The sequence below is a fragment of the Pseudomonas sp. FSL W5-0299 genome, assembly GCF_005930655.1.
GTDB lineage: Bacteria > Pseudomonadota > Gammaproteobacteria > Pseudomonadales > Pseudomonadaceae > Aquipseudomonas > Aquipseudomonas mandelii.
The window spans coordinates 151,711-164,391 of record NZ_RXHX01000010.1 but is presented as its reverse complement, the minus strand read 5'-3'; the positions used below and the strand labels follow the sequence as shown (position 1 = coordinate 164,391).

11 protein-coding genes are annotated in these 12,681 nt (G+C 60.0%); all 11 read right to left on the bottom strand.

Annotation, left to right across the window (positions count from 1 at the left end):
• Position 1 precedes the first annotated feature (1 nt).
• On the bottom strand, positions 2–790 hold the full coding sequence (locus FHL16_RS15420) for a ParA family protein (RefSeq protein ID WP_010456932.1): 789 nt from the start codon (positions 788–790) through the stop codon (positions 2–4).
• Positions 791–833: 43 nt separating this feature from the next.
• Positions 834–1,724 (bottom strand): flagellar motor protein MotD, encoded by an 891-nt coding sequence (gene motD / locus FHL16_RS15415; protein ID WP_010456934.1) that lies wholly within the window; start codon positions 1,722–1,724, stop codon positions 834–836.
• Positions 1,725–1,739: 15 nt separating this feature from the next.
• A complete protein-coding gene (locus FHL16_RS15410; RefSeq protein ID WP_010456935.1) occupies positions 1,740–2,480 on the bottom strand; it encodes a flagellar motor protein in 741 nt (246 codons plus the stop codon).
• Complete coding sequence (locus FHL16_RS15405; RefSeq protein ID WP_077748635.1) at positions 2,480–3,631, bottom strand: protein-glutamate methylesterase/protein-glutamine glutaminase; 1,152 nt, start codon at positions 3,629–3,631, stop codon at positions 2,480–2,482. The genes FHL16_RS15410 and FHL16_RS15405 overlap by 1 nt, the downstream gene beginning before the upstream one ends.
• Before the next feature lie 50 nt (positions 3,632–3,681).
• Positions 3,682–5,913, bottom strand: a complete 2,232-nt coding sequence (locus tag FHL16_RS15400; protein ID WP_010456937.1) for a chemotaxis protein CheA — start codon at positions 5,911–5,913, stop codon at positions 3,682–3,684.
• Positions 5,914–5,966: 53 nt separating this feature from the next.
• Positions 5,967–6,755: a protein phosphatase CheZ gene (locus FHL16_RS15395; RefSeq protein ID WP_010456938.1), complete on the bottom strand. Its 789-nt coding sequence runs from the start codon at positions 6,753–6,755 to the stop codon at positions 5,967–5,969.
• Between the two features lie 22 nt (positions 6,756–6,777).
• On the bottom strand, positions 6,778–7,149 hold the full coding sequence (locus tag FHL16_RS15390) for a chemotaxis response regulator CheY (RefSeq protein WP_003183998.1): 372 nt from the start codon (positions 7,147–7,149) through the stop codon (positions 6,778–6,780).
• A gap of 167 nt (positions 7,150–7,316) precedes the next feature.
• A complete protein-coding gene (fliA, locus tag FHL16_RS15385) occupies positions 7,317–8,057 on the bottom strand; it encodes an RNA polymerase sigma factor FliA (RefSeq protein WP_007894214.1) in 741 nt (246 codons plus the stop codon).
• Positions 8,054–8,884: a flagellar synthesis regulator FleN gene (gene fleN / locus FHL16_RS15380; RefSeq protein ID WP_003222917.1), complete on the bottom strand. Its 831-nt coding sequence runs from the start codon at positions 8,882–8,884 to the stop codon at positions 8,054–8,056. Before fleN ends, fliA begins: the two co-directional genes overlap by 4 nt.
• Before the next feature lie 116 nt (positions 8,885–9,000).
• Entirely contained in the window at positions 9,001–10,335 is a 1,335-nt protein-coding gene (flhF, locus tag FHL16_RS15375) for a flagellar biosynthesis protein FlhF (protein WP_010456940.1), read from the bottom strand.
• 11 nt (positions 10,336–10,346) lie between these two features.
• Positions 10,347–12,476 (bottom strand): flagellar biosynthesis protein FlhA, encoded by a 2,130-nt coding sequence (flhA, locus tag FHL16_RS15370; protein WP_010456941.1) that lies wholly within the window; start codon positions 12,474–12,476, stop codon positions 10,347–10,349.
• Positions 12,477–12,681 lie beyond the last annotated feature (205 nt).

Genomic DNA, 12,681 nt, shown 5'->3' with positions numbered 1-12,681 from the left:
CTCAGGCCACCTGCGGGACAAGTTGTGCCGCCAGCAAATGCTTGAGCAAGGCGCGATAAGCGAGAACCCCACGGCTCTTGCCGTCGAATTGCGAAGGCGTCAGCCCGGCCCGGCTCGCATCCCGCAGGCGCGTGTCGATCGGGATGTAGCCTTGCCAGATTTCTTCCGGGTATTTGTCGCGCAGCACGCGAAGGGTCCCGAGGGACGCTTGGGTGCGGCGGTCGAACAAGGTTGGAATGATGGAGAACGGCAAGGCCACTTTGCGTGAGCGGTTGATCATCGCCAGTGTATTGACCATGCGCTCCAGACCTTTGACGGCCAGGTGCTCGGTCTGCACCGGAATCACTAATTGCTGGCTCGCCGCCAAGGCATTGACCATCAGTACGCCGAGCAACGGCGGGCTGTCGATCACGGCGTAATCGAAGTCCTGCCACAGTTGCGCCAGGCTCTTGGCAATCACCAGGCCCAAACCACTCTGGCCCGGCGACTGACGTTCAAGCGTGGCCAGAGCGGTGCTCGACGGCAACAACGAAATGCGTTCGTCGCTGGTCGGCAACAGCAACTGCCCGGGCAAGCCTTGCGGCACGCTGCCCTTGTGCAGGAACAGGTCGTAGCTGCTGTGCTCCAGGCTGTCGGGATCGTAGCCGAAGTAGCTGGTCATCGAGCCGTGCGGATCGAGATCGACCACGACCACGCGCTTGCCCGCCTCGGCCAGCAAGCCGGCTAAAGCGATAGAGGAAGTGGTTTTACCAACACCACCCTTTTGATTGGCAACGGCCCAGACTCTCATTCGGATTGTTCCTCCCGGTCGATATGCTCGACCGAGAAATAGCTCAACGTGTTAATGCAGGTGACGGAGAATTGACGGCGCTCTCTCGTACCGGCGACTTGACCGGGGTCGGTGCAGTTTGTGTGCCAGCACGCTTCAACGCGGCATCCGGTTGCGCATGGGCGGTCCCGGTGCCCGTGAGGCTGCGACGTACATCAAGATTTCGCGACACGACCAGCACCACGCGACGGTTACGCGCCCTGCCCTCAGCGGTGGCGTTGTTGGCCACCGGCTGGAACTCGCCGTAACCCACCGACGCCAGGCGGCCAGGGTTTACGCCCTGCATCGCCAGCATGCGCACGATGCTCGCCGAACGGGCCGAAGACAGCTCCCAGTTGGTCGGGTATTGCGCGGTGCGGATCGGCTGATCGTCGGTGAAGCCTTCGACGTGGATCGGGTTGTCGAACGGCTTGAGGATTGCGGCCACCTTGTCGATGATATTGAACGCCATGTCACTGGGCATCGCATCGCCGCTGCCGAACAACAGGCTGGAATTGAGTTCGATCTCGACCCACAACTCGTTGCCGCGCACGGTCATCTGATTGGACTTGATCAAGTCGCCGAATGCCGCGCTGATGTCATCGGCGATGCTTTTCAATGGATCACTGGCACCGGCCACGCCGGCATCGACCTGCTCGCTGTCCTTGACCAGAGGCTTGGCCGGGGTCACGGTCTTCGGCCGCTCTTCACCGATCGGGATCGGCTTGAGGGCGCGATCGCTGTCGGTAAACACCCCGATCAGCGCCTCGGAAATGACTTTGTACTTGCCCTCGTTGATCGACGAGATCGAGTACATGACCACGAAGAATGCGAACAGCAACGTGATGAAGTCGGCGTAGGAAACGAGCCAGCGTTCGTGATTGACGTGTTCTTCAGGTTGCCGACGACGAGCCATAGTCCGTTACTCCCATCAATCCATGAAGCCCTGAAGCTTCAACTCAATAGAGCGAGGGTTTTCACCTTCGGCGATCGACAGGATTCCTTCCAGCAACATTTCGCGATAACGCGACTGGCGCAAGGCAACGGACTTGAGCTTGGCGGCAATCGGCAGCAACACCAGGTTGGCACTGGCCACACCGTAGATGGTGGCGACGAAGGCGACGGCGATGCCGCTGCCCAGTTGCGTCGGATCGGCCAGGTTGCCCATGACATGGATCAGGCCCATCACCGCGCCGATGATGCCGATGGTCGGCGCGTAGCCGCCCATGCTTTCAAAGACTTTGGCCGCTTCGATGTCGCGGGCTTCCTGGGTGTAGAAATCCACTTCAAGAATGCTGCGAATCGCTTCCGGCTCGGCGCCGTCGACCAGCAGTTGCAGACCTTTGCGCGAGTAGCTGTCAGGTTCGGCATCGGCCACCCCTTCCAGACCGAGCAGGCCTTCCTTGCGCGCGGTCAGGCTCCAGTTGACGACGCGGTCGACGCCACCGGCCAGGTCAACGCGAGGCGGAAACAGAATCCAGCCAATGATTTGCATGGCACGCTTGAAGGCGCTCATCGGTGATTGCAGCAATGCCGCGCCGATAGTCCCACCGAGTACGATCAGCGCCGCCGGGCCGTTGGCCAATGCGCCGAGATGACCGCCTTCAAGGTAGTTGCCGCCAATGATGGCGACAAACGCCAAGATGATCCCGATAAGGCTTAAAACATCCATCAGATACACGCCTCGACCAAGTGCCTGCCAATATCGTCCAGACCGTAGATCGCGTCGGCGAGGTCGGCTTTGACGATGGCCATCGGCATGCCGTAGATCACGCAGCTGGCTTCATCCTGAGCCCAGATCGCGCTGCCGCCCTGCTTGAGCAGGCGCGCGCCTTCACGACCGTCGGCACCCATGCCGGTCAGTACGACCGCCAGAACTTTGTCGCCGTAGGACTTGGCAGCCGAACCGAAGGTGATGTCCACGCACGGTTTGTAGTTCAGACGCTCGTCGCCCGGCAGGATTTTCACCGCGCCACGGCCGTCGATCATCATTTGCTTGCCGCCCGGCGCCAGCAGCGCCAGGCCCGGACGCAGAATGTCGCCATCCTCCGCTTCCTTGACGCTGATGCGGCAGAGCTTGTCCAGACGTTCGGCGAAGGCCTTGGTGAAGGCGGCCGGCATGTGCTGGATCAACACGATCGGCGCCGGGAAGTTGGCCGGCAACTGGGTCAACACCCGTTGCAGGGCAACCGGACCGCCCGTGGACGTACCGATAGCCACCAGTTTGTAGGCTTTGCGTTTTGGTGCAGGCGACGACTGCCCGGACGATGCCGGGGACGATGCCGGGGCGTAGCTACGCGCCGGAATCGGTGCCGGAGCCGGACGCGCAGGCGTGCTGCTGCCGTAACTGCTGACGCTCGAAGGCGCAGGCGTCGGGGCTGCCGCGGCGACCGGGGCCGGTGCGCTGTAGGTGCTGGCACGACGGTTACTGCGCGAGATGCTGAGAATCTTCTCGCACAGCAGTTGCTTGACCTTCTCCGGGTTACGGGAGATGTCTTCGAAATTCTTCGGCAGGAAATCCACCGCGCCGGCGTCCAGCGCGTCGAGGGTTACCCGAGCGCCTTCGTGGGTCAGCGAGGAGAACATCAACACCGGGGTCGGGCAACGCTGCATGATGTGCCGCACTGCCGTGATGCCATCCATCATCGGCATCTCGTAGTCCATGGTGATCACGTCTGGCTTGAGGGCCAGCGCCTGATCGATCGCCTCTTTTCCGTTGGTCGCCGTACCGACGACCTGGATATTCGGATCCGCTGAAAGAATTTCCGAGACGCGGCGGCGGAAAAACCCCGAATCGTCCACCACCAGGACTTTGACTGCCATAAACACTCCGTTAGGACGGAGCGAGGCTTAGTCGCCCCGCTCCACCAGAATCAAATACGCCGTGCGGCGTAACGCTTGAGCATGCTCGGAACATCGAGAATCAGCGCGATGCGACCGTCACCGGTAATGGTGGCGCCCGACATGCCCGGGGTTCCCTGGAGCATTTTGCCCAATGGCTTGATGACCACTTCTTCCTGGCCCACCAGCTGGTCGACGACGAAGCCGATCCGCTGAGTACCCACCGAAAGGATCACCACGTGGCCTTCGCGCTGCTCTTCGTGAGCGGCGGAGCTGACCAGCCAGCGCTTGAGGTAGAACAATGGCAGCGCCTTGTCCCGCACGATCACCACTTCCTGGCCGTCCACCACGTTGGTGCGCGACAGGTCGAGGTGGAAGATTTCGTTGACGTTCACCAGCGGGAACGCGAACGCCTGGTTGCCGAGCATGACCATCAGCGTCGGCATGATCGCCAGGGTCAACGGGACCTTGATGACGATCTTCGAGCCTTTGCCCTTGGTCGAATAAATATTGATGGTGCCGTTGAGCTGGGCGATTTTGGTTTTCACCACGTCCATGCCCACGCCGCGTCCGGAGACATCGGAAATTTCGGTCTTGGTCGAAAAACCCGGCGCAAAGATCAGGTTGAAGCAGTCGGACTCGCTGAGGCGATCCGCGGCATCCTTGTCCATCAGCCCTTTCTTCACGGCAATGCCGCGCAGAACATCGGCGTCCATGCCCTTGCCGTCATCGGAGATGGACAGCAGGATGTGGTCGCCTTCCTGTTCTGCGGACAGGATCACCTTGCCGCTGCGAGGTTTGCCCATCGCTTCGCGCTCGGCCGGCTCTTCAATGCCGTGGTCGACCGAGTTGCGCACCAAGTGGACCAGCGGGTCGGCCAGGGCCTCGACGAGGTTCTTGTCGAGGTCGGTTTCTTCGCCGACCAGCTCCAGGTTGATCTCTTTCTTGAGCTGGCGAGCCAGGTCGCGAACCAGACGCGGGAAGCGCCCGAAGACTTTCTTGATCGGTTGCATCCGGGTCTTCATGACCGCGGTCTGCAGGTCGGCCGTGACCACGTCGAGGTTCGACACAGCCTTGGACATGGCTTCGTCGCCGCTGTTGAGGCCCAGACGGACCAAGCGGTTACGCACCAATACCAGTTCGCCGACCATGTTCATGATTTCGTCGAGACGCGCGGTATCAACCCGCACGGTGGTCTCGGCTTCACTGGCCGGTTTTTCCGGTGGCGGCGCGGACGGTGCGCGGGCTGGAGCCGGTGCAGCGGCAGCTGCCGGTTTCGGCGCTTCGGCTTTCGGCTCGGGCGCCTTGGCAACCGGTTTCGGTGCAGCAGCCTTGGCGGCTGGAGCAGCCACCGCAGCACCTGTGCCGACTTCAGTGAATTTGCCTTTGCCATGCAATTCGTCGAGCAGCGATTCGAACTCGTGATCGGAGATCAGATCACCACCGGCCGCTTTCGCGGTTGGCGCAGCCGAGGCGGGTACGGCGGCAATGGCCGACTCCAGCGCGTCCACCGCAAAGTTGCCCTTGCCGTGCAACTGGTCGAGCAGTGCTTCGAATTCGTCGTCAGTAATATCAGAGCTGTCGCCGGCCGCTTTCGGAGCAGCCGGTGCAGTGGGCGGTGCCACCGCGTCGACGGCGAACTGGCCTTTGCCATGCAGTTGATCGAGCAACGACTCGAACTCGGCATCGGTGATTTCGTCGCCGGCCGCCGAATCGGCAGCCGCCACTGGAGCAACCGCCGGCGCTTCGGCTTGAGCCTTGACGGCGTTCAGCGAGTCCAGCAATTGCTCGAATTCGTTATCAGTGATGTCGCCCGATTCTTCAGCAGCAGGTGCTTCAACCACTTCAGCAACCGGTGCAGATTCATCAGCCGTTTGCGGCTCGGCCAGACGGGCCAGTGCCGCGAGCAATTCAGGCGTGGCAGCCGTAATCGGGCTGCGTTCGCGGACCTCGGTGAACATGCTGTTCACCGCATCCAGCGCTTCGAGAACCACGTCCATCAGTTCCGAGTCGACGCGACGTTCACCCTTGCGCAGGATGTCGAACACGTTCTCGGCGATGTGACAGCACTCCACCAGCTCGTTGAGCTGGAGGAAGCCGGCGCCCCCTTTTACAGTGTGAAAACCGCGAAAAATTGCATTGAGCAAGTCCGCATCATCCGGTCGGCTTTCAAGCTCGACCAGCTGTTCGGACAGTTGCTCTAGAATCTCGCCGGCCTCAACCAGGAAATCCTGAAGGATCTCTTCATCGGCGCCGAAGCTCATTAAGGGGGTGCTCCTGAGGTCTAAAAACCTAAAAAACCTAAAATGCTAAAACTCTAAAATCCTAGGCTGGATAACAAATCGTCCACATCGTCCTGACCGGACACAACGTCTTCTCTTTTATCGGCATGAATCTGCGGACCTTCACCCTGAGAGAGATGTTTTTGCGGATCTTTTTCAGCGAGCATCGCTTCACGGTCATGTTCGATACCCGCAAAGCGGTCTACCTGACTGGCCATGAGCACAAGCTTGAGCAGGTTGCTTTCAACTTCGGTGACCAATTGGGTCACGCGTTTGATCACCTGACCGGTGAGGTCCTGGTAATCCTGGGCCAGCAATATGTCGTTGAGGTTGCTCGACACCGTGCGATTGTCTTCGCTGCTGCGTGTCAGGAAACCGTCGACTCGCCGGGCCAGTTCGCGAAACTCTTCAGCCCCGACTTCGCGACGCATGAAGCGCCCCCAGTCGGTGCTCAATGCCTGAGCTTCAGTGCTCAGGCCATTGACCAGCGGCGTGGCGTTTTCCACCAGGTCCATGGTGCGGTTGGCCGCAGCCTCGGTCAGCTTGACCACATACCCCAGTCGCTCGGTGGCGTCCGTGATCTGCGACACTTCCTCGGCTTGCGGCATGTTCGGGTCAATCTGGAAATTGACGATCGCGCTATGCAGCTCGCGAGTGAGCTTGCCCACTTCCTGGTACAGGCCGCGGTCACGGGTCTGATTGAGCTCATGGATCAGTTGCACAGCGTCGCCGAACCTGCCCTTTTCAAGGCTTTCGACCAGTTCGACCGCGTGTTTTTTCAGGGTCGATTCAAAATCGCCCAGTGAAGATTCGTTATGCTCCATAGCTCCCCCGTGGCGCAGTGGATCAACCGATGCGTTCGAAAATCTTCTCGATTTTTTCTTTCAACGCCTGGGCCGTAAAGGGTTTGACCACATAGCCGTTAACACCGGCCTGGGCTGCTTCGATAATCTGCTCGCGCTTGGCTTCGGCGGTCACCATCAGCACCGGCAGGTGCTTGAGCTTTTCATCGGCGCGCACGTGACGCAGCAGATCGATACCGGTCATGCCAGGCATGTTCCAGTCCGTTACCAGAAAGTCGATGCTCCCGCTGTTGAGAACCGGAATGGCAGTAGTGCCATCGTCGGCCTCGACCGTGTTGGTGAACCCAAGGTCACGCAACAGGTTTTTTATGATCCGCCGCATCGTTGAGAAGTCATCAACGATGAGGATTTTCATGTTCTTGTCCAATTCGACCTCCAAGCAGTCTTAAACGCGCCCAGCACCTGGACGCGCCATTTCAATCAATCCGGCAATGCACTCGATGACTGTCTGGAGCACAACAGATCGCGACCGGTGCAGCTCAACACCCCACCGGCCTCGTTCGCAGTGTCCCCACACTGCCTTCAGCGCGCTCGCCACTCCCCCAAACGCCCCCGCAAACGGGCCGCGCACTGGCTATGTAACTGGCTGACCCGCGATTCGCTGACCCCCAGGACCTCACCGATTTCCTTGAGGTTCAGCTCTTCGTCGTAGTACAGCGCCAACACCAGTCGCTCACGCTCCGGCAAATTGGCAATCGCGTCCGCCAGCGCGGCCTGGAAGCGTTCATCTTCCAGATCGCGTGACGGCTCCAGATGTGCACTCGCGCCATCCTCGTGCAGCCCTTCGTGTTCGCCGTCCTGCAACAGATCGTCGAAACTGAATAACCGGCTGCCCAGGGTGTCGTTCAAAATCCCGTAATAATCGTCGAGACTCAATTGGAGTTCGGCCGCAACTTCATGATCTTTAGCGTCACGACCGGTTTTAGCTTCAATCGAGCGAATTGCGTCACTGACCATGCGGGTATTGCGGTGAACCGAGCGTGGCGCCCAGTCACCCTTGCGCACTTCATCGAGCATCGCGCCGCGGATTCGAATGCCCGCGTACGTCTCGAAACTCGCGCCTTTGCTGGCGTCATATTTGGTCGATACTTCCAGCAGGCCGATCATCCCGGCCTGGATCAGGTCTTCAACCTGAACACTGGCCGGCAGACGCGCCAGCAAGTGGTAAGCAATGCGTTTGACCAGTGGCGCGTAACGCTCGATCAGCTCGTACTGCGCGTCACGTGCCGACTTCTTGTAGAGGTTGTAGCCACTGGCTGTCATAGGACGGGTCCTGCGGTCTGTTGCACGAGGCGCTCGACGAAAAACTCCAGGTGCCCACGCGGGTTGGCAGGCAGCGGCCAGGTGTCGACCTTCTGCGCGATGGCCTTGAACGCCAGGGCGCACTTGGAACGCGGGAAGGCTTCGTAGACGGCACGCTGTTTCTGCACGGCCTTGCGCACGCTTTCGTCGTAAGGCACCGCGCCGACGTATTGTAAGGCGACGTCAAGGAAGCGGTCCGTGACCTTGGTCAACTTGGCGAACAGGTTGCGACCTTCCTGCGGGCTCTGGGCCATGTTGGCCAGGACGCGGAAGCGGTTCATGCCGTAATCGCGGTTCAGCAGTTTGATCAGCGCGTAGGCGTCGGTGATCGAGGTCGGCTCGTCGCACACCACCAGCAAGACCTCTTGCGCTGCGCGGACGAAACTGACTACCGAGTCACCAATACCTGCAGCGGTGTCGATCACCAAGACATCGAGGTTGTCGCCGATATCGCTGAAGGCCTGGATCAGGCCGGCGTGTTGAGCCGGGCTCAGATGAACCATGCTCTGTGTGCCGGACGCGGCCGGGACAATGCGAATACCGCCGGGGCCCTGCAACAGAACGTCGCGCAGCTCACAGCGGCCTTCGATCACGTCGGCCAGGGTACGTTTGGGTGTCAGCCCCAAGAGGACGTCGACGTTCGCCAGCCCCAGATCGGCGTCCAGCAGCATGACGCGCCGGCCGAGCTCAGCTAGAGCCAGGGACAAGTTCACTGACACGTTAGTCTTCCCGACGCCACCTTTGCCGCCGGTCACCGCGATCACCTGTACGGGATGCATGCTGCCCATGTTATTTCTTTACCTTGTCTTGCATAGACGGAGGCCACATTACTGGCTGCGCGCTCAATAACTGAACAATGCATGGCAGACCATCGATGTAGGTACAAAAACGGTTCATTAGCACCTCAGCCAACCTGCTTGGTCGGGCTGTGGTAAATATCAGCGAACATGTCAGCCATGGCTTCTTCGCTGGGTTCTTCTTGCATTTGCACGCTGACGGCACGACTGACCAACTGATGACGACGCGGCAGATGCAAATCATCCGGAATACGCGGTCCATCGGTCAGGTAAGCCACCGGCAATTCATGACTGATCGCCAGGCTCAACACCTCGCCCAGACTTGCCGTTTCATCCAGTTTAGTCAGGATGCAGCCAGCGAGCCCGCAGCGCTTGTAACTGTGATAAGCGGCCGTTAGAACCTGTTTCTGGCTGGTGGTTGCCAGAACCAGATAATTTTTTGACTTGATGCCCCGTCCGGCCAGGCTTTCGAGCTGCATACGCAGGGCTGGATCGCTGGCCTGGAGGCCGGCGGTATCGATCAGCACCACGCGCTTGCGCAGCAAGGGGTCCAGCGCCTGCACCAGAGATTGGCCCGGATCGACGTGGGTTACCGACACGTTGAGAATCCGGCCCAGGGTCTTCAATTGTTCCTGAGCACCGATACGGTAGCTGTCCATGCTCACCAGCGCGATGTTTTGCGCGCCGTATTTGAGCACGTAGCGGGCCGCGAGCTTGGCCAGGGTGGTGGTCTTGCCCATGCCGGCAGGGCCGACCATGGCAATCACGCCGCCCTCTTCCAGTGGTTCGACTTCCGGTGTGGCAATCATCCGTGCCAGGTGCGCCAGTAACATGCGCCAGGCCTGACGGGGTTCGTCGATGTCGGTAATCATCGCCAGCAAGTCGCGGGACAACGGGCCGGACAGGCCGATGCGTTGCAGGCGACGCCAAAGATTGGCCTGGGCTGGACGGCTGCCTTGCAGCTGATTCCAGGCCAGGGAGCCGAGTTGTACTTCCATCAATTCGCGCAGGCTGTTGAGTTCGAAACGCATCGAATCGAACGCCCGCGGATCGACGCCGCCAGCGGCAGGTGCCGGGGCTGGTGCCGAGCGACGAGGTTCGGCATACGTCGGCTCGATCAGCGGCTCGGCGGCGGTCAACGGCAGGCCGGCGAACAACTGGCGATTGGTGGTCTTGTCGCCCTCGGTTTCGCCTTCGCCACGCAGGCTCAATTCGGCCTGGGCGGTGACGATCCGCGACTGGGTCTTGCGCAGCTCATCCTCGAGTTCCATGTTCGGCACACGCGGGGCCAGCGCCGACAATTTGTAATCCAGGGCAGCCGTCAGCTCGACACCACCGGCGATCCGGCGATTGCCAATAATGGCGGCATCAGCGCCCAGCTCATCACGAACCAGTTTCATGGCCTGACGCATATCGGCGGCGAAAAAACGCTTAACTTGCATAAACCACTACCTCAGCCGTTGGGCCCTACTGTCGCAACGATGGTCACTTGCTTGTTGTCAGGAATTTCCTGGTAAGCCAACACATGCAAACCCGGCACTGCCAGTCGGCCGAATCGCGACAGCATCGCGCGAACCGGACCGGCTACCAGCAGAATCACCGGTTGACCTTGCATTTCCTGACGCTGCGCCGCATCGATCAACGAACGTTGCAGTTTCTCAGCCATGCTTGGCTCCAGCAGAACACCCTCTTCCGAGCCTTGTCCTGCCTTCTGAAGACTATTGAGCAATATCTGTTCCAACCTTGGCTCCAGCGTGATAACTGGTAGCTCGGAGTCAGTCCCTACAATGCTTTGGACGATTGCGCGGGATACGCCGACGCGCACCGCGGCCACCAAAGCGGCAGTATCTTGACTCTTGGCAGCATTGTTGGCGATGGCCTCGGCGATGCTGCGAATGTCCCGCACCGGCACCTGTTCGGCCAACAACGCTTGAAGCACCTTGAGCAACTGCGACAGCGAGACCACACCCGGCACCAGCTCTTCGGCCAGCTTCGGCGAGCTTTTGGCCAGCAATTGCATGAGTTGCTGGACTTCTTCGTGACCGATCAGTTCGCTGGAGTGCTTGTACAGAATCTGGTTCAAGTGCGTCGCCACGACCGTACTGGCGTCCACCACGGTGTAACCCAGCGATTGCGCCTGGGCACGCTGGCTGATTTCGATCCAGACCGCTTCCAGGCCAAAAGCCGGATCTTTGGCGGTTATGCCGTTGAGCGTGCCGTAGACCTGCCCCGGATTGATCGCCAGTTCGCGATCCGGGTAAATCTCGGCTTCTGCCAGGATCACGCCCATCAGGGTCAGGCGGTAAGCACTCGGGGCCAGGTCGAGGTTGTCACGAATGTGCACAGTCGGCATCAGGAAGCCCAGGTCCTGGGACAGCTTCTTGCGCACGCCCTTGATCCGCGCCAACAACTGACCACCCTGATTGCGATCCACCAGCGGAATCAGGCGATAGCCGACTTCCAGCCCGATCATGTCGATCGGTGTCACGTCGTCCCAACCCAGTTCCTTGGTTTCCATCGCGCGAGCTGGCGATGGCAGCAGCTCCTGTTGACGCTTGACCTCTTGCAGGGCCTGAACCTTGACCACGTTCTGCTTCTTCCAGAACAGGTACGCGCCGCCAGCAGCCAGGGCCGCCATGCTGAGAAAGGAGAAGTGCGGCATGCCGGGCACCAGGCCCATCACTGCCATCAAACCCGCCGCCACGGCCAACGCTTTCGGCGAGGCGAACATCTGGCGATTGATCTGTTTGCCCATGTCTTCCGAACCGGAAGCACGGGTCACCATGATTGCCGCCGCTGTCGACAACAGCAGTGATGGCAATTGCGCCACCAAACCGTCACCGATGGTCAACAAGGCGTAAACCCGGCCGGCATCACCAAAGGTCATGCCGTGCTGGAAGATACCGACCGCCATGCCGCCGATCAGGTTGATGAACAGAATCAGCAGGCCGGCGATGGCGTCACCGCGCACGAATTTGCTGGCACCGTCCATCGAACCGTAGAACTCGGCTTCCTGGGCGACTTCCATCCGGCGCAGTTTGGCCTGGTTCTGGTCGATCAGGCCGGCGTTCAAGTCGGCGTCGATTGCCATTTGTTTGCCGGGCATCGCATCGAGGGTGAAACGTGCGCTCACCTCGGAAATCCGCCCGGCGCCCTTGGTCACCACGACGAAGTTGATGATCATCAAGATCGCGAAAACTACGATACCAACCACGTAGTTACCGCCGATCACCACCTCGCCGAAGGCCTGGATCACCTTACCGGCGGAAGCGTGACCGTCCTGTCCGTGGAGCATCACCACTCGGGTGGAGGCCACGTTCAGCGCCAGTCGCAACAACGTTGCCACCAGCAGAATGGTTGGGAACACTGCGAAATCCAGCGGCCGCAAGGCGTAGACGCAAACCAGCAAGACGACAATCGACAACGCGATGTTGAACGTGAAAAACACGTCCAGCAGGAACGGCGGGATCGGCAACATCATCATTGCCAACATGACCAGCAGCAACAACGGCACACCCAGGTTGCCCCGACTTAAGTCGGCAACGTTTGTGCGTGCGGTGCTGAGTAACTGAGAGCGATCCACCGGTTTTCCCCGTTCCTTTAAAGCAAACTTTTGACGCCTGAAGCAGGCGCAGAGCGGCTACTGCAAGAAGCCTTCCAACTTTTGCCGGAGCGGGGAATACGTAGTGGATTGCAGGCGCAACCTTTGTGACCACTGATCCAAAAAGCATTCGTACCTGTTAGTTCTGACAGTAGCCGTGTGCCGCGCATTGACCTTCAATGAAAGA